Genomic DNA, 21,168 nt, shown 5'->3' on the forward strand with positions numbered 1-21,168 from the left:
CTAAACTAAGAGGCCTTCACCAGACCCAATGCCGCATGCGCAGCAATAAACGTTCACTGCTGCTTAACCCGGCTCTTTCTTTCATAACCGCTTTCAGCACATCGGGTCTGTCAGTGATAATACTGTCCACGCCCATATCAATAAATCGATGCATTTCGCTGGGGCTATTGATAGTCCATACATGCAGCTCATATTCGCCATCGCGGGAAGCCCGCAACTGACTGGGGGTTACCAAAGCATCGCGCAATGACAGCACGTCATAGGAATGGCTAGCAAGAACACCTATCGCGGTATGCACCAATAACGCTGTACGAAAGTCAGGCTCCAGCTGCAACACTTCCTCTAATACACCTGGTGTCAGAGCAGCCATTACCGTCTCCTCAACAAAATCCAGTCGCTGCAGTTCACGAACCGTGTCCGGTACAAGATTTGGCATAGCCGGGCTGGTTTTCACTTCCAGATACAACTGCGCCCGCCCACGAATTAACTCAACCGCTTCGGCCAGCGTGGGAATTCTTTCACCAGCGTATTGCGACGAAAACCAGCTGCCCGCATCCATTTCCCGCACTTCCGCATAATCAACCTGCCAGATGGAGCGACGATCTCCAGCCACCCGCAGATAATCGCGGTCATGGATAAGAATCAGTTCTCCATCCGCGGTTTGTTGCACATCCAGCTCGATGTAATCCGCGCCCTGCTGGATCGCCAGCTCAATCGCAGCCAGTGAGTTTTCTGGTGCATCCCAGGATGCACCTCTGTGGGCCGTGATAGTCACCTGCTCTCGTTCATCAAAACTCTGTGCTACCCACACCAGTTGTCCCAGCGCCAGCACCACTAAAACTGCCTCAATACCCCAGGCCAGAGGCCCTGTAGTGCGCGGTTCCAGCTCAGCAAAATTACCGGCCTGCTGACCACAGCAACGGAAATAAATTTTAAGCAGCAACATGCTATTCGCACTAATAGCCAGAAAAGACACCAGTACCGCGAACACTACGTACAAACCAATCAGCATGCCCAGTACCGTCACCTGAACTGCAGCAGGTCCAGGGATAATATAGACCAGCAAGGCGCCCAGGCTTTCAAAGCCCAGCGCCAAAAGCAGCGGTAACGAGGCCACCACCAGGGCCACCAGTAATACAATACGGGCTATTTTAAAGCGCGCTCCTTTCACTAGTTGCCAACTCTTGCGCAACGCCGTGCGCGGCGCATAACCTTCCAGCAAAACTAACGGCAAAGCCAGGCTCCAGCTGACGTACAAGCTACCATTGCCGATCAGAATGGCAGATAGCAAGAGTATCGCTAAGGGGGTAAAAAAGTAGAGTTCAGTGGGGTGTTCATTGATCACGTAATAAATATCATAACCACCTAATAACCACTGAAAAAGCACCGCCAGCAGCGCCAACAGCGGAGCCGCCAGCAGCAAGTGAGCCAGTACTTGCATAGCCGCCAGTTTTAACAGGATTGGGAAGCGCTTGATAACTCGCCATAAGGCGTTGTTCGCAGTATGAAATACATCATCAGCATCGCGCGCTGCAATCAGCATCATACCCGCAGCCTGAAAGAAGACTAATACCGAAATCAGAGTTGCTGAGACCATTAACCAGAACAGACCCGCTGGCGTAACCAGAAAACGCACCAGATCATCGTTGCCAACCAGACTCTGTCCGCTAAGCTCTACCAAAGCCGCCAGCAGCCAGGCTGAAGCAGGGCTGAGTGCAAACAAAGCGAGCAACGAAAAATAGACATGAAAAGCCAGCAAAGGTCTTTTATGGTAATCAATTCCCGCAATAATATCGCGGGCTAGCAATCTGACTCGTATCATAAGCAACAACTCTGGCAGTGGGCCGGCACTCGGTTAGAATCCAAGTGGAATGCCCAGCGTAAAGAAACCTATTAGCAAGAGTATCCATACGCCCAGGAAAGTGAGCGAATACGGCATCATCATCGCAATCATGTCACCAAAACTAAGTTCAGGTTTGTACTTGCGCATAAAGGCCAGAATGATCCCCGCATAGGTCATCATCGGAGTAATAATATTAGTTGCTGAGTCTGCCACCCGAAAGGCTGCGGCCACCAGGTCCGGCGTCATTTGCGGGTTCACCATGTACAGCATTGGAATAAATATAGGTCCCAGCAGCATCCATTTTGCAGTCAGACCGCCGACGAAAATATTAATCAGCGCTGTGGTTAGCACAAAACCAATGATCAGCAGAATGGGAAATTCCTGCAAACCCATGCTACTCAAACCGGTAGCGCCCAGATAAGTAATATAAGAACCCAGCCCCGAGTAGGAAAGCACCCCCAGAAAGTTATAACAAAAGAAGGTCAGCACCAGAATATAACCCATGGTGTCCATTTGTTTGACCATGGCTTTGACCACATCCATCATACTGCGAAAGTTGCCCGCCGCGACGCCAAAGAAGACCCCTACACTGAGGAAAACAAAGGTGATCATCAATATAATATTATTCAAAAAGGGGTTTATCGTCTGCCCTTCCGGAGTTTCGTAAGGTGCCAGCGGCCCCGCCGCCAGTGCCCAGATAGCAAGTAAGGACAAGACCAGGCCCAGGCCTGCTGCACGCAGTCCCCGGCTTTCCTCACGAGATACATCAAAGTCTGATATCTGCAGTTCCTCAGGGATCTCATAGGATTTCTTTTCCAGCCTCGGCTGGACAACTTTTAATGTTACCAAGGCGCCCGCAGTGCCCAACACGAAGGTCGATACCAGAATAAAATAATAATTCATAGTCGCTGGGGTCAGCGGGTCGCCCGCCGCATTCACAAAAGGGATGCCCTGAGATTCAGCAAACACCTGAGCATTGACCCCGATAATGACATCAATAGGCGTAGCAGGAATCAGGTTGGCACTAAAGCCTGCAGACACTCCGGCAAAAGCTGCCGCCATGCCGATCAAAGGATTTTTCCCCAGCCCGGCATATAACAAACCGGCTAATGGAATCAGTACCAGATAACCGGCGTCGGTAGCAATAGAGCTCATAATGCCCAGAAAAACCAACACCAATGGCAACCATTGAGTCGGAATGCTACGCCCTACTTTTTTTAAAACCGCTGCAAAGAGCCCCGAATTCTCGGCCACACCAACACCCAGCATGACGATAAGAATGACGCCAAGAACACCACCACCAAAACCTAGCCAGTTGTCCAGTAGCGCATTATCAAACAACCAGCGCAGGTTCTCAGCCGCTAGCATATTGCGGATTTCATGAGTGACTTCGCCGCCATCCGGCGCAAAAGTAGAAAACTGCAGCCCTCCGAGTGCCCAGCTGATCGCTATGGCAAAGAATAGGAAAAATATAAATATAATCACCGGATCCGGGATAAACCGGCCGCCCCGCTCAATCAGGGCAATGAAGCCTTTATCTGTTGATTCTTTATTATCCGTCACGTCGCTCTGCACCCCAGTCAATTACGCAGGGCATAAAGGTACCCCTTTTCCATCCATTATTGAATCCCCCTGGGGTCAGAGCTAAAAATCACCGCTGAACTCACTAAGTCTTTGAACTGGATAATAATAAAATGGTTAATTTTAGCTCTGACCCCATTGGTTGTTAAAACGTCCTACATTTTCTTACATTTTGACGGCTACTTTATATGCGCTATCAGATACAATGTCGCCGCTTATTATAAAAATATCAGGAAATATGATGACTTTATTATCAAAATCGACCTTAGCAACCTTGCTTGCTCTCAGTCTGGGTACTGCACCCGCGCTGGCTGATGAAAATGGCGACGAGGACAAAACCTACGCAGATCACGTTGCAGAATTGATTGCCAGTGAAGGTATTTTCAATTTCTACCGCGACGATGAGTCGGGAAAAACCATGCTTTCAATATCTGAAGAGCAATTGGACACTCCTTTCATTTATCACGCTCAAACCATGGACGGCGTTGTTGAAGCTGGCCACTTTCGTGGCAACTACCGGCAAACTCGCTTACTGGAGTTTCGCCGCCACTACGACCGCATTGACGTAGTCAGCTATACCCCGCGCTATCAGTTTGATGAGAATAACCCTCTGAGTCGTGCCGCCGACGCGAATATCAGCGAAGCTGTGCTGGCCAGTTTGCCTGTTGAAGCTTTTGATAGCGGTCGTATTCTGGTCGAGGCGGATCCTCTGTTTCTGAGTCAGGCACTGCATCGCGTTGCGCCCTGGGCTAACCCAAATGCCTCTGGACCTCAGTTTTCACTAGGTGGCCTAAGCACGGATCGCTCACGCATCCTGCGCGAACGGGTTTATGACGACAACATGGATATCGTAGTTGATTACGTATTTATGAATGAAGAGCCTGTAGTGCATGGCTCTGATGCGGTTGTCGACCCACGCTTTATTTCTATTAAATTGCAGCACTCCTTTATTGCGCTGCCTGATAACAACTATCAACCGCGTCGTGACGATGCCCGGGTCGGTTATTTTACTCAGCAATTTGATCAAATGACTAACCCCGAGTGGGCCCCGTATGGCGACGTTATCAATCGCTGGAACCTGGAAAAACAGGATCCGGATGCAGAGTTGTCAGATCCCGTTGAACCTGTTGTCTGGTGGATTGAAAATACCACTCCTCACGAATGGCGTGATGCAATTCGTCAGGGCGTAGAAGACTGGAATATCGCTTTTGAAGCCGCTGGCTTCACTAATGCCATGGTCGTTAAAGAGCAGCCAGATGACGCTGAATGGGATGCTGGTGACATTAATTACAATGTACTGCGCTGGACTTCTTCGCCACGTCCTCCGTTTGGTGGTTACGGCCCGTCACTGGCTAACCCGTTAACCGGTGAGCTTATTGGCTCCAACATCATGCTTGAGTTTGTCTTTATGTCCAACCGCTGGGCACTGGGCGAATTGTTCAGTGAAGGCGGTCATAGCGGCCATGAACACAAGGCTGATGACGCGACCATGCATTGCAGCCTCGGTCACGAGCTGCAAATGGGCCAGATGATGGCGCGTTTGAATAGTAACCGACGCATGGGTGAAGACTTCGCCGATGACACCATTATGGTGCAGGCGCTACGTCACCTGATTATGCATGAAGTAGGTCACACTCTGGGCCTGAACCACAATATGAAATCTCATATTCTGTGGGACAACGAAGAAGTACATAACGCTGAACTGACACAAGGCGTACTGGCAGGTTCAGTTATGGACTACAACCCAGTAAACCTGGCACCTCCTGGTAAACAACAGGGTGACTACTACAGTTTCATTCCAGGTCCTTATGACTTATGGGCTATCGAATACGGTTATTCTCCGGCACTGGCAGATGCAGAAGCTGAAGAGCAACGCCTGGAGTCTATTCTGAGCCGTTCTCACGAGCATGGTCTGGCATTCGGTAACGACGCAGATGACATGCGTGCTCCAGGTCGCCACATTGATCCGCGCATCATGACGGGCGCGCAAAGTTCAGACGCTATTGCTTATGCAGTTGACCGTTTTAACCTGGTCAATCACACCTTTGACAGCCTGCTCGACAAAGCTCGTCAGGACGGTGAGTCGCATCAGGAGCTGCTAACCAGCGCCAATATGCTGTTCGGCCAGTACCGTGGTCAGGCTAATGTAATTACCCGTTTTGTTGGCGGTATCTATGTTGAGCGTGCCGTTGTAGGTCAGGCTGAAGATGTAAAACCCTATACTCCAGTGCCTCGTGAAGACCAGCAGCGTGCAATGCAAGCTCTGGGACAACACGTATTTGCTCCGGATACCATGGCCAGCATGATGCCGGTTCTGAACTACATGCAGCAGCAACGTCGTGGTTTCAGCCATTATGGTAATAACGAAGACCCTAAACCGCATAGCATGATATTGAATATGCAACGCGGTGTTTTCGACCATATTTTGCATGCGAATGTGCTACAGCGTCTGTCGGATTCAGCTATGTATGGCAATGAATACAAACTGAACGACATGTTAAGCGACCTGAGCGACTCGATATTTGTTGGTGGCCGCGACTTAACAACAGTTAGTCAGAACCTTCAGGTTGAATATGTAAACCGTTTGATTGACATTGCCGGCCTTAAGTCCAGCTCAGGATACGACAATCTGAGCCAGGCAGCAGCGGTAGGTCAGTTACGTTCAATTCGTGACAAGAGCGCACCACGTCGCTCCAGCTCTGAACTGCAGAACCATTATGGGTATCTGCACCTGCTAATCGACAGAGCTTTTGAAGCTTAAAACCATCAAGCGATAAAGCACACTGACAAAGGGGCTTCGGCCCCTTTTTTGTTTGCTGTTACAGACGCTTAAATTCTTCTTTGAGCTGATAGGATTTGTCCGTCACTATGCTCTCAAGTGCAGCTACCCGTTCTTTTAGCGTGCTTAACTCGCCCTGCATGGCTTTCATTTCTGAACTGCTACCTGTCGCCTGTTTTTTTGTATAGATCCGATAACCTTCTAAAGCACACCCCAGCACTATTGCGATAGCACCTATTTCAAATGGACCCATGACTTCCTCCGGTAAATATATTATTGATTTAATGATTTATTTTTAATTATAGAGCAAATGTTGTACCACTATTTTTTGCTGTTTAAAATCAAATGGTTAAGTGTTTGTTCGCTTGAAGGTTCTGGTGGTTCTTACTAATTAATGGTTTAACCCACCATTTAACGGCAGGTGGAACCTGCCCTACCCAATTCCATCGTAGGGCAGGCTCAGCCTGCCGTGTAAGCATCCCGGCATCCCCATATATCCAACGGCAGGTGGAACCTGCCCTACCCCAGATTCTACCGTAGGGCAGGCTCAGCCTGCCGTGTAAGCATCCCGGCATCCCATATATCCGAAGGCAGGTGGAACCTGCCCTACCAATCACACCAACATCCCGTACATCCGACGGCAGGTGGAACCTGCCCTACCCGGCGATCGCGAGCAATATGCTGCGCAGACCGAGGGCGCAGGCGATGATGAACACAAGGCCACCCACCAGGTTCTGGCGAAAACTATTCCGATAGGCACCCAACACGTCTTTGTTCACCGCCAGCAACAAAAAGCCAGCAATGAAAGGTAGCAGAATGCCGTTAGCGACCTGGGCAAATACAATCAGAGTCACAGGCTGAATGCCCAGCGAAGAAATAATGACACCTACCACAATAATAGTCAGCCAGGTCAATCGGAAAGCGCGACCACGCATATTACCTGACCAGCCCAACACACCCGTTAATGCATAGGCTGACGCCAGCGGCGCGGTGACAGCCGAAGACACGCCCGCCGCTAACAAACCCAGTGCCATCAACCAGGTCGCAGCGTTGCCAAACAAAGGCTGCAAAGAGACCGCCAGGTCAGCTGCCCCTTCAATGGTTGCCGCGCGACCAAAATAAGCGGAAGCAGCGGTAGAAAGAATCGCCAGCGTAATTAATCCACCCAAAGGAATTGAGGTGCGCAAGTCTGAACGCGCCTCGCGCAACGCTTGATCAGTGCCCAGTTTCGCGGCAGGCCAACGCTCTGAAGCGCCAGCGGCATGCAAGAACAAAGCATAAGGCACCACAGTAGTACCAATAAGGGCCATCATGGTCAGCGCCCCGCCCTCCGGAATACCCGGCACCAAAAGCCCGCGCAAAATAGCCAGCCAGTCCGGACGTGACAATAAAAAAGTAGTCACAAACGCCAGGCTCATTAACAACACCAGGCCAATCAGAATTTTCTCAATGCGTCTGTATTCACCACTCCATAGGATCAGAATAGCAATGCTTCCGATAATAAATGACCAGGGGTTCAGCCCCCAGTTTCCGCGCACATAAAGCACCCAGGCTGCTTCGGCCCAGATACCATCGGCGCCTAAACTGGCGCCCGTCAGATTCCCCCCCTGAAAGGCGCTGTTCCCCACCACCACAGCGGCAACCACCAGCGCAATAAAAATAAATTTCAGTAGCGTCTGTTCCACCACATTGCGCAGGTTTTCCCCCAACCCCTGCTGAGTCACTACACCAATGCGAGCCGCCATTTCCTGCAACACCATAGTGGCGGCAATCGCAAAGAGTAGTGCCCATAATAGCGCATAGCCGAAGTTAGCTCCCGCCAGCGATGCGGTCACTACGGTACCTGGCCCGATAAAAGCAGCGGCCACCAAAGTCGCAGGCCCAAAACGGAAATACTGACTGAATTTTGCGAACACTATGCTTCCTCCATGCCCGTCATTGGGCGACTACTTCAAAGCTTACCCTTATACGGTTTCCGTTTAAATGCCTCTCATCTTTCCCATACGCATAAAAAAGGGCCCGCAAAGGCCCTTTTCAACATAGGTAAAGTAATTTACCAGATTCTGCTTACCAAATAACTACGCGCTCTTCCGGTGGCAGGTACATGCCATCGCCTTCCTGTACATTAAAGGCTTCGTAGAAGGCAGGGACATTACGTGGCGTACCCAGTACCCGGTATTTACCCGGAGCATGAGGACCTCGAGCGATTTGCTCACGCATAGCGTCATCACGCATCTTCAGCTTCCATATCTGGCCCCAGCTTAAGAAGAAACGTTGTTCACCAGTGTAACCATCAATCACAGGCGAATCTTCACCTTCCAGCGACTTCTGGTAAGCACGGTAAGCTGTTGTCAGACCGACCAGGTCACCAATGTTCTCACCCAGAGCTACCTGTCCATCAATGTTCAGGCCCGGTAACGGTTCAAAGGCGCTGTACTGATCAATCAGGACCTGAGTACGACCTTCAAAATTTTCACGGTCCGCTTCCGTCCACCAGTTACGCAGATTACCATCTCCGTCATAACGGGAACCCTGGTCATCAAAACCATGTCCAATCTCATGACCGATCACAGCGCCAATACCACCATAGTTCACCGCATCTTCCGCTTCCATATCAAAGAACGGAGGCTGCAGAATGCCGGCTGGGAATACAATTTCATTGGCCGTAGGGCTGTAGTAGGCATTCACTGTCTGCGGCGTCATGCCCCACTCTTCAGGATCTACTGGCTCTCCAATATCACTGATATTGTCACGATAGCCAAATATTGCAGCACGACGGGTATTACCAATCAGGTCGTCACCAGCAATTTCCAGGTCACTGTAGTCTTTCCACTGGTTCGGATAACCTACCTTAGGTGTGAACTTGCTTAGTTTTTCTAAAGCTTTTTCTTTGGTTTCGTCCGTCATCCACTCAAGTTCCTGAATGGAATCTTCAAAAGCAACCAACAGGTTATCAATCAGCTCTTCCATACGTGCTTTGGCTTCAGGTGGGAAATGACGAGCAACATACTCTTCACCCAAAACTTCGCCGAGTGCGCCATTAGTTGCTTGTACAGCTCGCTTCCAGCGGTCCTGCTGCTCGGGTACACCGTTCAGCGTGGTCTGGTAAAAATCAAAGCTAATGTCAGCAAATTCGCTACTCAAACGTGAGGCATAAGTATTAACTGTACGCAGGGTCATGTAGTCCTGCCAGGTTTGCAGATCAACATCGCCGTATATACCGCCAAGCGCTTCAAAATAAGAAGGCATGCGAACAATCATTGAGTCAGCGCGATCCAGTTCAGCCTGAGAAGCAAACAAACTGTAATCAAAATCACCCAAGAGCTGGTTCAGCTCTTCAGCTGTCATTTTATTATAAGTAGCTTCCGCATCGCGGGTTTCAGCGCGGGTCCAGTGATTTTCCGCCAGACGTTCTTCCAGTGCATAAATACGCTGCGCGGCATCAGCTGCGTTCGGGTATTCAGCGGCTGTCAGAATATCTTCAATGTACTGCACATAGGCTTCCCGGATGGTGGCAAAGTCTTCCTCATCACGGAAATAATAGTCGCGGTCTGGCAGGCCCAGTCCGCTTTGTGTCAGTTGCAGCACGTTGTACTCAGGGTTACGCGCATCAGCCCACACAAAGTGAGAAAAAGGACCGCTAATACCGCGCATTCTCAGTTGAGCCATAACGGCGGTCATCTGATCATGCGAGCTTACCCCGGAAATCATGTCCAGCTCTTCAGAAATTGGACTGAGGCCTAATGCTTCAATGCGATCCTGATCCATAAAGCTGGCGTAAAAATCGCCCAGCTTTTGAGTGTTTGAACCCGGCTCGACGTTTTCCTCAGCTGAGGCATCTTCGATAATTGCCAGTAAACGCTTCTCGTTTTCTTCATGCAGAATACGGAATGCACCATAGCTCGACATATCACCAGGGATTTCAGTATTTTCGTACCAGCTGCCGTTCACATACTGGAAAAGGTCATCCTGGGGGCGGGTTGAACGGTCAAAATCTTCAAGGTACAGGCCTGAATGTAGTTCAGTTTCAACCTGCTGTTGAGTTGTTTGTTCATCATTGGCCGGGCTACAGGCAATCATGCCAAGCGCCAAAGCGACGCTGCTGGCTAAAAGGGTTATCTTTTTCATTCGCGGGCATTCCTCATGCTGTCACGTAAAAATGTGGCAACAGTTTATGCCGCTTTGACACTGGCTGCAAAGAAGGAAACTACAAAATTGTAACTAATTACAACAGATGTCCGAATTTTTTGGTTTTGGTCGCCATATAATGCTTATTATGGGGTGTTCCCGCGACATGATGCGGCACACGCTCTGTTACATTAATACCGGCATCCTGTAGCGACTGCAGTTTTTCCGGGTTATTCGTCATCAGGCGAATCGCTTTGATGCCCAGAGTGTCCAGAATAGAAGCAGCTACCTGATAATCCCGCGCGTCCGGCAGGAAACCCAGTATCTCATTGGCTTCTACCGTATCCAGACCTTTATCCTGTTCCGCATAGGCACGCAGTTTATTAATAAGGCCTATGCCACGGCCTTCCTGGCGTAAGTAAACGATAACTCCGCGTCCTTCTTTAGCTACTTTCTGCATCGCAGCTTCCAGTTGAGGACCGCAGTCGCAACGCTGGCTGAATAAAGCATCGCCAGTCAAACACTCAGAATGCACACGCGCCAGCACTGGCTCATCGCTTTGATAGTCGCCCAGCGCGAGCACTACATGCTCCTGGCCGGATTCAGTATCAAAACCTATTAGCTTAAATTCAGCAAACGGGGTTGGCAATTTAGTTTCAGCTGCAATTGTGACCTGCATGAGCTCTCACTTACTTCGGGTTATCATTGACTACTGGCAGAGATGAGGTCGCTGCCAGTAAAATTCAATTATACCAAAGAGGTCAGGTGGGGCACAGCATAACTCTCAGCTGTTTAGTTATGCCCTAACTCTTTATCGGTAAACAGATATTCTTTCAGTTCACCACCGAAGCGTTTATTTTTACGGCGTATCCACTCCAAAGTCATGGCGGCATGTTCCATTTCTTCATCGCGATTGTGGATCAGTATCTTTTTAAGATCCTCGTCTTTGCATACATCAACCCTTTGATTATACCAGTCCACCGCCTCCAGCTCTTCCATCAGGGAAATAATCGCGCGGTGCATATCACGGGTTTCGTCGGATAACAGTTCATAGGGTTCATGGTAACCTTCGTTCGCCATTCAGCATCTCCTTCAATAAGTACTAAGCGAAGTTAATAAGTTCAAACACTTAAAAGCGTAGACGCTAATTGTTGACGACGCGACCTTAACTCAGGCAACTACCTGCCTGATAAGCAGAAACCCAACTTAGTGATCCAAAACCCGTGGTTTCCCTATTAATAAGAGATTCCATTCACCAATTCTCAGGAAACTAATGCGAGTTCCCTTCTTGCAGGCCAGATATTTTCGCCCCCTGCTGATAGCAACAACATCTGCTTTCCTGCTTTCTGCCTGCAGCGGCACCAGTCTGCTTAACAGCGTCGTTCCTTCAGGCAGTTATAATGTCAATGACGCCATTGTGTATGGAGAACATAATCGCCAGCGTATGGATATCTATCTGCCAGACGAAAAGCCTCATAAACAACAGGTAATGGTGTTTATCTACGGTGGATCCTGGGAACAGGGAGACAAGAGTGACTTTGAATTTATCGGCCAGGCGTTTGCACGCCTGGGGTACATCACCTTAATCCCCAATTACCGGATTTACCCCGAAGTTGAGTTCCCAGACTTCATCAATGACGTCGCTATGGCTTTAAGTACATTGCCACAACATATGCCCGGCGGCTGTCCCTCCGGACATGAAATCATCATTATGGGCCACTCCGCTGGTGCACACAGTGCCGCTTTGCTTGCAGCCGATCCCCGCTACCTGAAAAATAACGCAGCATCCGACGTACATATTTCCGCCCTGATTGGCCTGTCCGGGCCTTATGACCTGCCACTGAACCACGAGCGAGTGCGGGATAAGTTCACGCAGGTGAAAGGCGATGAAGCCAACGCCATCGCCCTGGCACATGAGAATATGCCAGCAACTTTACTCATTCACGGCGAATCAGACAGCGTCGCCGAACCCGAACATGCACACAAATTTAAGGCTCAGCTGCAACAACTTGAAGTCCCGGTCACGCTACATACCTACTCACGCCGCCGCCATGTAGATCTTATCGCTAGCCTGGCCAGCCCGTTGCGTTTCTGGACCCCTGCCTATAACGACATTCAGCAGTTTTTACAGGAGCATGGCCTTAATGGTGACTGCCATTAGACTGCGCCAACGAAGGGGGTTCTGAATAGCCATTTTCTTTCAGCGTATTCAGAATACGTATGATCTCGTGCATGCTTACGCTCAGGCCCAGTCGCCCCACCTGGTGATAATGCGCTTCACTTTGGCTAAATATTTCGCCTTTGCGGTACTGGCGAATATGAGCACAGGTATCTTTCATCTGGGTATGCAGACGCATTAAAAGCGAGACCAGTTCAGGCTCCATATATTCAGAATACTTCATGTTGATGATCTCCCAGAGGTCATCGGCTTTTTCATTAAAATACGTATACACGTCTTCCGAAAATACCGTACGTTCATCCACTCCGTGCAACACGTCAGATTCCCCACTACGCTCCAGCTTGTTAAGCAACTCAGCACGCTGGCCACGGATAACTTTGATCATTGCAGTTTGGGACAGCGCAACATCAATGCCCGGATTGAAACCGAATACCCGGGTAGCAATGCCATCACGTAAACGATTTACATTACGTGCTATCAGATAATCAACATGGGTTCTGACCATTTTCCAGCGCTTGCTTTTAGCCCTTACCAGTAAGGTATCAATGATAAAAAGGGTAAACGCAGCGCCCAATAACTCAGTGAACAAACCCAGTGTCAGTTCTTCATGAATCGTCTGAAAAATCCATAACAGCGCCATGGTTAGAAAAATCACCAGATACACCACCAGAGGAATTTCCGACCGGCTTAACACCGCGGTTAGCCGGTGTTTTATCTTAATAACATCATTTGCCGGAGTCTGTTTACTCATTTTTTATTCCTTGATCTTAAAAGATTACATACAACCTCTGTTACACAAGCGCATTGTACCTTTTAAAAGGTCTCACAACATCTGACAAGTCTGTCAGTAGCTTCAGTGACCGGACTTAGCTTGTGCTAAATACTGCAAATGACTTATTCTGAAACAATCATGAAAATACTTTCAATGACCATGGAATCACTATGAAAGGTGTACTACTCGACAGCGACACCCTGGGCGATGGTATTGACTTCAGTCCGCTAAAAAATCAGCTAAGCGAACTGACACTTTGGCCTTCAACGCAGCCTGAGCAAGTCCAGGAGCGCATTAAAGACACAGCCGTGGTGATGACCAATAAAGTAGTGCTTGATAGAGACACTCTGCAAGCTGCCACACAACTTAAGCTCATTTGCGTCATGGCTACCGGGCTCAATAATATAGATTGTGAAGCAGCCGCTGAACTGGGCATTCAGGTCTGTAATGTACAGGCTTACGGCACCGCCAGCGTAGCTCAGCATACCATGATGTTAATGCTCGCTCTGGCCACCCGCTTGCCTCGTTATCAACGTTCAGTGGCCGCAGGCGAATGGCAGGCTTCCCCCGCCTTTTGCCTGATGCAACACAGCACCTTGCAGTTACAAAACAAAAACTTGCTACTGGTCGGTTATGGTGAGCTGGGCCAGGCGGTCGGCAAACTGGCTCAGGCGTTTGGCATGCAGCTGCTGATAGCGGCACGACCGGGTAAAAAAGATGACCCGCGCCCCACTCTCGACGAACTATTACCCCAGGCCGATGTGCTTTCGTTTCACTGTCCGCTGACTCCGGCAACCCGGGAACTGCTCAATGCTGAACGTCTGCAGCTCGCAAAGCCCGGAGTGTTAGTGGTCAACGCAGCCCGCGGCGGCATTGTTCACGAAAGCGATGCTCTTAACGCTCTCCGCCGGCAAAAAATCGGCGGCTTAGCGGTTGATGTATTGACCCAGGAGCCTCCGACAGATGGCAATCCATTGTTGCAGGCGCTGAATGAAGATCTAAATTTAATAGTCACACCTCACAGTGCCTGGATAACACCCGAAGCACGGCAAAATATTATTAAGCTGACGGCAGAAAATATCGCCCGGCACAAGTAAGTCATTCACCATCAGGAGATATTCATATGTCCAGTTCAAAACAGGCCTCACTCTATCGTATGATGACCGACGAGCATACCTGCCCTTTTGGATTGAAAACTTTGCACCTGCTGAAAAGTCAGGGGTATGAGGTCGAAGACCATCACTTAACCTCCCGGGAGGAAATCGATAAGTTTAAAGAACAACATAACGTGGAAACCACCCCTCAGGTGTTTATCGATACACAGCGAATTGGTGGCTATGAAGAAGTACGCAAACACCTGGGTAAAAAGGTCAAAGACCCGGATGAAACCAGCTACCAGCCAGTGATCGCGCTCTTTTCACTCACAGCACTGACCGCTCTGGTACTTAATTTTTCGCTTTATGGCAGCCTTATTTCAGTGCAGGCAGCCGAGTGGTTCATTGCTTTGTCTATGGTGGTTCTGGCGCTGCTTAAACTGCAGAACGTAGAAAGCTTTTCAACCATGTTCTTAAACTATGACCTGCTGGCTAAGCGCTGGGTACCCTATGGTTATGTCTATCCTTTTGCTGAAGCTCTGGCAGGGGTATTAATGATGGGAAGTCTGCTCAACTGGCTTTCAGTACCCGTCGCATTTTTCATTGGCAGCATAGGTGCGGTGTCAGTATTTAAAGCCGTCTATATTGATAAGCGGGAACTCAAATGCGCCTGCGTCGGCGGCGCCAGTAACGTCCCACTGGGTTTTGTTTCACTGACAGAAAACCTGATGATGATCGCCATGGCGCTATGGATGGGTTTCACTCACGGACTTGTTTAGAACAACAAGGTTTAGTTAGTTCTTTTGGGTCGCACCACCACAGTGCCAGCAAGCTTGTCATGCCAACCTTTCTTTTTAGCGTCAAACGCTATCCAAAGAAAGCCTAGCCCCATTGGAACGGCGGCCAGATAATAGGCCAGATAGCGCGTAATATACTGAGCAGTAGTGGGAATTTGACCTGTTTTGTCATCTACAACTTTACAGGAGATGGCCATTTTACCCGGTGTTGCCTGCTTATATATCCAGAATAAAATAACTGCGACCGCCGGAAATACATAAGACAATAAAAAGTCTAAAGGGCCATACACCAGCTTCTCGCCCTCCCAATATCCAGCGCCATAATAATAGGCCAGAAAGGGTCCTGTCAGGGCTATCAAAATCACTCCGTCAATAAACGAAGCGCCAACGCGAGACCAGAATCCAACGTACTCCAGCTCCCTCTCCTCCATTGTATGAACTCCTTTCCACTACTTTGCGGTTCAGTTGCCGATGACTATTTACCATCGTAAATAGCCTCGCTTCCTGTTGCAAGACTGAGAATTACTTAACCACTTCAATTTCAACAGGAATCACACCAGAACTGGTGTTGCCGATACGCCCAAACGCGGAACGGGTCAGGTCAATAATGCGACCGTCTATAAATGGTCCCCGGTCATTAATTTTAACAATTACGCTCTCGCCGTTATTCCGGTTGGTGACTTTAACCTGAGTACCAAAGGGTAAAGTTTTGTGGGCAGCGGTATCCGCTAACTGGTTCAATCGTTCACCACTTGCAGTCTGGCGAAACTGATATTTATTGGCGTAAAAAGACGCTTCCCCCGCTTCAGTAAAACCAACGAGTTCAGGTGGCGAATGTTTGGGTACACTAGAACAACCCACAAGCAAAATCACGGCGAAAAACAGTCCTGTAAATTTCATCTGTTGCATGTCTCTCTTGTTATGCTGACTGGCGGGAAGTTTTACTTAATCTGCGGACACCTGCTCCAGTATGAGCCTATGGATAGTCCTTGTGTCTTCCAGTTCAGACCCTGTCATATGCTCATTAGCCTCAAAATAGCCCAGCGCATAGAGCACCAGCCAGTCACCATCTTCCTTAATAACAGGATCGTCGGTCAATTGCTGGAGACTCAGTCCGAGAGAATGCAGCTCCATCAGATCCTGTTCAAATTTGGCTTCAAGTTGTTCAGCGTCGAGAGCCCAAGTCACAATAGGAAACAGATACAGGCCAGTGCGCTCTTCAGCAGTAAAACCCAGTTTAGAAAAGGCCGCCAAGAGTGCATCTTCTGAAGGAGGCAAAGAGTCCGGTCGCCCAGAAGGTTGAGCTTGAGCTACAGGTTCAGGCTCCGAAGCCATCGTTTGAGTTTCATCAGGTACACTACCCGAAACACCACCACCCTCGCCTGTGGGGCCCTGCCTGCGGTCATAGTATTCAATGCTAATATGCTGCGGCGGCCGGCGCATACTGGCCATAAATGCCGCATCCATCAGCAACCTGAGTTGTTCCTGATCCAGCAACAGGCGCTCGCCGCCCAAACTGAGGGCCATATCCAGTACCTGCCAGGTACCGTCCTGACGCACCGGTCCTATCAGTTCACGGATTTCCTGTGGGTTCACCCGTTCACCAGTGCGGCTGTCCCAGAAAGCTACCCCGAGATGCTCCGGCTCAATGCGGATATTGGCTTCAATGCCCTGACTTAGCAGCGCCATCAAAGTACTGTCATCTAACTGGCCCTGATTCTGCATCAGCAGCTGCGCCATATCGAAAGCATTCAATGGCTGTTCCGAGGCCTGCACTGACAGATTTGAAAAAAAGCCAGTAGCCAGAAACAGCGAGCAAATAACAGACTTCATATACTTTATCCTTGTCGTTAAGAGACGCTAAAGATACCGAAAATCGACTTTAGCGTCATGTTTAAAAACAAGTTTTTCTTATTAGATGGCTAAAATCCAGCACTTAAAAGTTAAATACACGCACATCGGGGTTCAGTAACTTTTCAGCAATAGCGGGTGGTTGGGCAACGCTCACACCATCCAGTAAATCCGCTTCATCCTGACTGCGGTTAGGCAAAAACAACGCACAGACCTGCACAGTTGCGCCACCAGAGATCAAGTTCTCAAGCATAGTAACCGGAGTGACATTGCGCGGAGCCAGCGCCTCCGCACTATATCCTTCAATAGCCAACATACCAGCCTGATCACACAGCAGCACATGAACTTCAGCCCCCTGACTTTGCATAGCGTTACTTAACACCATTGCCATACCCTGAGTTTCCGTTGACTCAGCAGTAAGGGTTACCAAGACAGACTTATCGCTCGCCTGTGCGCCACCAATAGTCAGAATAGACAAGCTCAAAGCTGCGAAAAAATTTTGCATAATGTTCATAGAGCACCTCAATGTTAAGTGAAAGGAAAAAGCTCATTGAACAATAATCCAACCACCCGAAAATAACAATAAAGAATATACATATAACCTAAAAGAATTTAGTATTGATTTAGAATGGACACCAAATGTTATTCGCTAGCAATCTTAAGCCACTGAATCCTTAGATTTTATTTCTGGTCCATGATAAATTTAGCGCTATCTTATCGGGGGGAACTAATGACTCATACATTCAAAATAATTACTTATAGCTTAAGTCTGATATTACTTAGCATGCTCACCGCCTGCGCCAGTTATCCGCTGGGGATGAGTGAAGATGAATGGGAATCTTTGACCTCGGAACAACAGCTACAGGCCCGCAGCCGACAGGCTGAACTGGATCAGGCCGAGCGTGAACGCCGTGCCGAAGCGGCCCGATTAGCCGCCCAACGTGAGCAGGAAGAACGAGCCGCTTACGAAGAACGCCTGCAAAATGCAGCTTATGGTGAGGTGCTGCAATGTGTGGTGCGGGATGCTGAAGGCTACTTAGCCGGTAGCTGGCGACCCGCAGCGCCAGCTGGTTTCACACTGCTGCGTAATCATCCCACCAATGTGCGCTTTACAGAAGAAGGCCGTCCCACACGAGGGATTGACGGCCAGGCCACTTTCGATGGCGGCAGCGTCAGTTTGTGTCGCCCTAACCGTAATGAATGCGGCACTCTGGCCGGAACTCAAAACCAGTTTCGTCAGGGCGTGCAGCAAGTGATCGATATTCCACGCTTGGTACGGGGCACCTTGTACTGCGACTTGCCGCGACCGTTACCGGTGCATCGCCATTCAACTGAGGTCAGTACTCACTGACACCTTCGTCCGGATGGTAAAGCCAGTATGCACCGGACATGTTGAAACGAAGCTTGCCATCTTCCCATGCAATGGCGTCATAGTTCTGTTGCTCAGGCGGTATTTCTTCGTGGAATGGCGTGCGCACTGGAGTGTTGGCTTCAGCTACCGTAGCTCCCAAACGCGCAATATCGGTGACAGACAGCGTTGCACCACCCCCTGGGCCTGAATGCATAACGACCAGATATTCAGAATCAGGGTGCCACAGGCTTAACCTCAGGTTGCCGCCATACTGAAAAGCAGCCGGCTCGGGTTCACTGCCATCAAGCCGGTATATCCAGGCTGCACTATGGGCCGTGCCAGACGTAGTAAACGCCAGATAGTCACCATTGGGTGACATGCTCGCCTGCACAAAGCGGTTATGGGCTCCGAATTCTGTATCCGTTTCCACGCGAACGCGATTCGGCAACTGCTGCAGCGTTAGCAACGTATCCCGCGGGCATTATCAATCTGGTCATCAAACACCGTTAGATCCTGAATTCCGCTAACTGACTCCCGGTCAGACTGAGAACAGCCAACCATAAAAAATACCGCTAATAACATCAGGTAGCTAACTTTATTCATAAAACCTCTATTCAAGTCCGATATCTAAGGCAAAAGGAACCTCTGTGGTTTCACCGCGGTACCACACCTCAAAAATCTCAGGTTCGCCGTAAAAATAATACACATCAACCGGCTGGCCGTTCTGACGTGACAGCGTCATGTTATCGATTTCCGCCAGATAGCCCTGGCTGTCTTTGACAAAAACCTGATTCCGACGTTCTACAAAGCGCGAGCTAATGTCTTCCATCTCGCGCGCTTCAAATTCAGCATAATCAATAATCAGCTGATTGCCATTCAGGCGTACTCCCGCCGGCAGTTGCTCTTTAGGGTAACTGTCTTTAATCATGTCAGGCGCAGTCAGCACCGGAATAATGGCTTTAAGTCGTGCCGGTTTAGCACTGAACCGATCCGGATCGTACTCAAGACGGCTGACCGTAAAGTGAAACGCCGCCTTATTGCCGGAATCATCGTCCGCCTCTACTGTCAGCGGCGTACCCTGCTCATCGAAAAACTGTACATCGCTTGCAGCCGGCGCTTTGTAACGCTCAAATATATTAATAAAGAGATCGCTCTGCACCTGCGGATAGTACAAAAACACCTGAGCTGGAAATGTCAAACTTGGGTCGCTATGCAAAGCGATTCGGCGCTGGCGTATTTCAATCTGAGTGGCCATCTGCTGTGCGTCTAAATCAGTATCTATCGCTCTGACCCCGGTACTGTGATTATAAACCGGTGCTGTCAATGCAATCTCAGGGAAAGCATCCAGGTTGAGCTCTTCAGTCTGCGCAGATGGCGTGAATGCATATACAGGTAGGTCTAAATCCTGTTGCATTTCCTGGTTATACTCACTACCGACCAGCAAGGTCACCCGTGCCTTATCTACCGGCCCATGAAAAGCATGGGCTGAATACAATGCGGTTCCCTGGTCTTCTGCAAAACCTTCTTTTAATGACGCTAGTTCACTTCGGGCTTCAGCAAGCTCCAGCTCTCCCTTTTTCGCACGCGCAATCAAATCCTGCAGCAGCACATTGACCCGCTCCGTATTGTCTCCACGCTGCCGATTGGTTACCCGTTTTTTAATGTACTGACCATCCGCGGTTACCGCCTCAGCGATAACATGCTCGTCCTGCAAAGCCGTCGTGGTGCCATCCGCCGCATTCACCTCAAGCACATAACTGTACTCATTCAGTTCCACCAGCGTCACTTTATAGCCGTTCTGCACGATGCTTTTCCCGACATCTGCAGCACTGAACTCAAACTCAAGCACGTCCTGAGGCAATTCAGCAAAGAACTCTGCGCTTACGGTAACTGGCTTTGGCTCGCTCTCACTACGAGGCGCTGTAAAGCAATAACTGTCTCTTCGTTGAATCACATCAGCGCTTTGTTGCTGGCCATTGCCAGTGTCCGAAAGACTCAAGGCTTCGCCATTGTCGAGCACCATCTGGCTGTATTCAATATGGTGAGGGAACGGAAAGGCAAAACCTTCGTGCAGCCTAAACCCCTGCCTGTCGGAGTCCAGGGAGCACTCCCCGTAATCCGATCCGGTCAACGCTAACAAGCTTTGCAAATACGCCTCTGTCATTGCCCCGATATCAGGGTAATCGCTCAACCGCTGCAACTGTGGCTGAGTGAACTCTATCTCATAAGGTTTGCTGTTAAATGCCAGAGTTTCCAGCATCCAGTAATAATTGTTCTGCTCTTCACTTAACAATAACTGCGCCAGTGCCGGATCTTCAAGTTGCTGAATGCTCTCATGGCGAGCATTGTTCAGCTGCATACGCGCTTCAACCTGTTGCTGCATACTCAATGCCTCCTGCTCGGCAGTACAGCCGCTTGCCAGCACCGCGCTGATTACAGGGATTGCCAACCACGTCCGCTTAGATGCCATCATAAATAATAGTCCTTTAGCTGCATTAAATGGCGTATTTTTTCATTTTGCTCATGTCCTTATCTATGCCCGCTATATTCACTGCTTCGCCGGAGGTAATCGTTCGCAAGTGCGCGCTTAAGTACTTTTGTAACTCCCTGACAGGCGAAATATTATCATTGCTGAGCGTCAGTGAGAATCCGTAAACCACTGTTAATACTGCACTTTACCAATTTTTAACGCATAATCAGGAATCTAAACAAGAATAATTACCACTACACTATATTTGATAATGATTCTTATTTGCAATATCATTCCGGGAAAGTTTTCTCGGGAGTAAGTCA

At 49.3% G+C, this 21,168-nt stretch carries 20 protein-coding genes; 5 read left to right on the forward strand and 15 right to left on the reverse strand.

What is annotated here, in order from left to right:
* Window positions 1-16: 16 nt before the first annotated feature.
* Both CWE09_RS07280 and CWE09_RS07285 read right to left on the reverse strand, forming a co-directional pair.
* Window positions 17-1,822, reverse strand: a complete 1,806-nt coding sequence (locus tag CWE09_RS07280; RefSeq protein ID WP_126803316.1) for a glycerophosphodiester phosphodiesterase family protein — start codon at window positions 1,820-1,822, stop codon at window positions 17-19.
* Between the two features lie 33 nt (window positions 1,823-1,855).
* Entirely contained in the window at window positions 1,856-3,406 is a 1,551-nt protein-coding gene (locus CWE09_RS07285; protein ID WP_126803317.1) for an AbgT family transporter, read from the reverse strand.
* Between the two features lie 256 nt (window positions 3,407-3,662).
* Between CWE09_RS07285 and CWE09_RS07290 the strand changes: the two genes are divergently transcribed.
* Window positions 3,663-6,185 carry a zinc-dependent metalloprotease gene (locus CWE09_RS07290; protein WP_241974317.1) on the forward strand — a complete coding sequence of 841 codons (2,523 nt, stop codon included), beginning with the start codon at window positions 3,663-3,665 and terminating at the stop codon, window positions 6,183-6,185.
* 58 nt (window positions 6,186-6,243) lie between these two features.
* Here the strand turns inward: CWE09_RS07290 and CWE09_RS07295 are convergent, their stop codons facing one another.
* The 5 genes from CWE09_RS07295 to CWE09_RS07315 all read right to left on the reverse strand — a co-directional run bounded on the left by CWE09_RS07295 (window position 6,244) and on the right by CWE09_RS07315 (window position 11,411).
* Entirely contained in the window at window positions 6,244-6,456 is a 213-nt protein-coding gene (locus CWE09_RS07295) for a hypothetical protein (protein WP_126803318.1), read from the reverse strand.
* 403 nt (window positions 6,457-6,859) lie between these two features.
* Complete coding sequence (locus CWE09_RS07300) at window positions 6,860-8,119, reverse strand: Nramp family divalent metal transporter (protein WP_126803319.1); 1,260 nt, start codon at window positions 8,117-8,119, stop codon at window positions 6,860-6,862.
* 151 nt (window positions 8,120-8,270) lie between these two features.
* The gene (locus tag CWE09_RS07305; RefSeq protein WP_126803320.1) at window positions 8,271-10,331 is read right to left on the reverse strand and encodes a M13 family metallopeptidase; all 2,061 of its coding nucleotides are present in this window, start codon (window positions 10,329-10,331) and stop codon (window positions 8,271-8,273) included.
* A 97-nt stretch (window positions 10,332-10,428) separates the two neighbouring features.
* Window positions 10,429-11,010, reverse strand: a complete 582-nt coding sequence (gene ribA, locus CWE09_RS07310; protein WP_126803321.1) for a GTP cyclohydrolase II — start codon at window positions 11,008-11,010, stop codon at window positions 10,429-10,431.
* A gap of 113 nt (window positions 11,011-11,123) precedes the next feature.
* A complete protein-coding gene (locus tag CWE09_RS07315) occupies window positions 11,124-11,411 on the reverse strand; it encodes an encapsulin-associated ferritin-like protein (protein WP_126803322.1) in 288 nt (95 codons plus the stop codon).
* A gap of 193 nt (window positions 11,412-11,604) precedes the next feature.
* On the opposite strand from CWE09_RS07315, the gene CWE09_RS07320 reads away from it, so the two are divergent.
* Window positions 11,605-12,492 (forward strand): alpha/beta hydrolase, encoded by an 888-nt coding sequence (locus tag CWE09_RS07320; protein ID WP_126803323.1) that lies wholly within the window; start codon window positions 11,605-11,607, stop codon window positions 12,490-12,492.
* Here the strand turns inward: CWE09_RS07320 and CWE09_RS07325 are convergent.
* Window positions 12,473-13,261 (reverse strand): hypothetical protein, encoded by a 789-nt coding sequence (locus CWE09_RS07325; RefSeq protein ID WP_126803324.1) that lies wholly within the window; start codon window positions 13,259-13,261, stop codon window positions 12,473-12,475. The two genes, CWE09_RS07320 and CWE09_RS07325, sit on opposite strands and share 20 nt — an antisense overlap.
* Window positions 13,262-13,452: 191 nt before the next feature.
* Here CWE09_RS07325 and CWE09_RS07330 point away from each other — a divergent pair, with 191 nt between their 5' ends.
* Complete coding sequence (locus CWE09_RS07330; RefSeq protein WP_126803325.1) at window positions 13,453-14,379, forward strand: D-2-hydroxyacid dehydrogenase; 927 nt, start codon at window positions 13,453-13,455, stop codon at window positions 14,377-14,379.
* Between the two features lie 26 nt (window positions 14,380-14,405).
* Window positions 14,406-15,155 carry a glutaredoxin family protein gene (locus CWE09_RS07335; protein ID WP_126803326.1) on the forward strand — a complete coding sequence of 250 codons (750 nt, stop codon included), beginning with the start codon at window positions 14,406-14,408 and terminating at the stop codon, window positions 15,153-15,155.
* Window positions 15,156-15,166: 11 nt separating this feature from the next.
* Here the strand turns inward: CWE09_RS07335 and CWE09_RS07340 are convergent, their stop codons facing one another.
* From CWE09_RS07340 to CWE09_RS07355, 4 genes are all read right to left on the reverse strand, one after another.
* Window positions 15,167-15,604, reverse strand: coding sequence for an RDD family protein (locus tag CWE09_RS07340; RefSeq protein WP_126803327.1), 438 nt, complete (start codon window positions 15,602-15,604; stop codon window positions 15,167-15,169).
* A gap of 91 nt (window positions 15,605-15,695) precedes the next feature.
* The gene (locus CWE09_RS07345; RefSeq protein ID WP_198679654.1) at window positions 15,696-16,082 is read right to left on the reverse strand and encodes a septal ring lytic transglycosylase RlpA family protein; all 387 of its coding nucleotides are present in this window, start codon (window positions 16,080-16,082) and stop codon (window positions 15,696-15,698) included.
* Window positions 16,083-16,118: 36 nt separating this feature from the next.
* Entirely contained in the window at window positions 16,119-17,006 is an 888-nt protein-coding gene (locus tag CWE09_RS07350; protein WP_126803329.1) for a hypothetical protein, read from the reverse strand.
* A gap of 103 nt (window positions 17,007-17,109) precedes the next feature.
* On the reverse strand, window positions 17,110-17,538 hold the full coding sequence (locus tag CWE09_RS07355; RefSeq protein ID WP_126803330.1) for a DsrE family protein: 429 nt from the start codon (window positions 17,536-17,538) through the stop codon (window positions 17,110-17,112).
* Between the two features lie 216 nt (window positions 17,539-17,754).
* Between CWE09_RS07355 and CWE09_RS07360 the strand changes: the two genes are divergently transcribed.
* Entirely contained in the window at window positions 17,755-18,375 is a 621-nt protein-coding gene (locus CWE09_RS07360; protein ID WP_126803331.1) for a hypothetical protein, read from the forward strand.
* Here the strand turns inward: CWE09_RS07360 and CWE09_RS07365 are convergent.
* Genes CWE09_RS07365 through CWE09_RS07370 form a run of 3 tightly spaced genes read right to left on the reverse strand, consistent with a single transcriptional unit; the run spans window position 18,362 to window position 20,848 of the window.
* Complete coding sequence (locus CWE09_RS07365; RefSeq protein WP_157982832.1) at window positions 18,362-18,841, reverse strand: TolB family protein; 480 nt, start codon at window positions 18,839-18,841, stop codon at window positions 18,362-18,364. The two genes, CWE09_RS07360 and CWE09_RS07365, sit on opposite strands and share 14 nt — an antisense overlap.
* Entirely contained in the window at window positions 18,835-18,978 is a 144-nt protein-coding gene (locus CWE09_RS14160) for a hypothetical protein (RefSeq protein ID WP_157982833.1), read from the reverse strand. The genes CWE09_RS07365 and CWE09_RS14160 overlap by 7 nt, the downstream gene beginning before the upstream one ends.
* Window positions 18,979-18,985: 7 nt before the next feature.
* Window positions 18,986-20,848: a hypothetical protein gene (locus CWE09_RS07370; protein ID WP_126803333.1), complete on the reverse strand. Its 1,863-nt coding sequence runs from the start codon at window positions 20,846-20,848 to the stop codon at window positions 18,986-18,988.
* Window positions 20,849-21,168 lie beyond the last annotated feature (320 nt).

The organism is Aliidiomarina minuta (assembly GCF_003987145.1).
GTDB lineage: Bacteria > Pseudomonadota > Gammaproteobacteria > Enterobacterales > Alteromonadaceae > Aliidiomarina > Aliidiomarina minuta.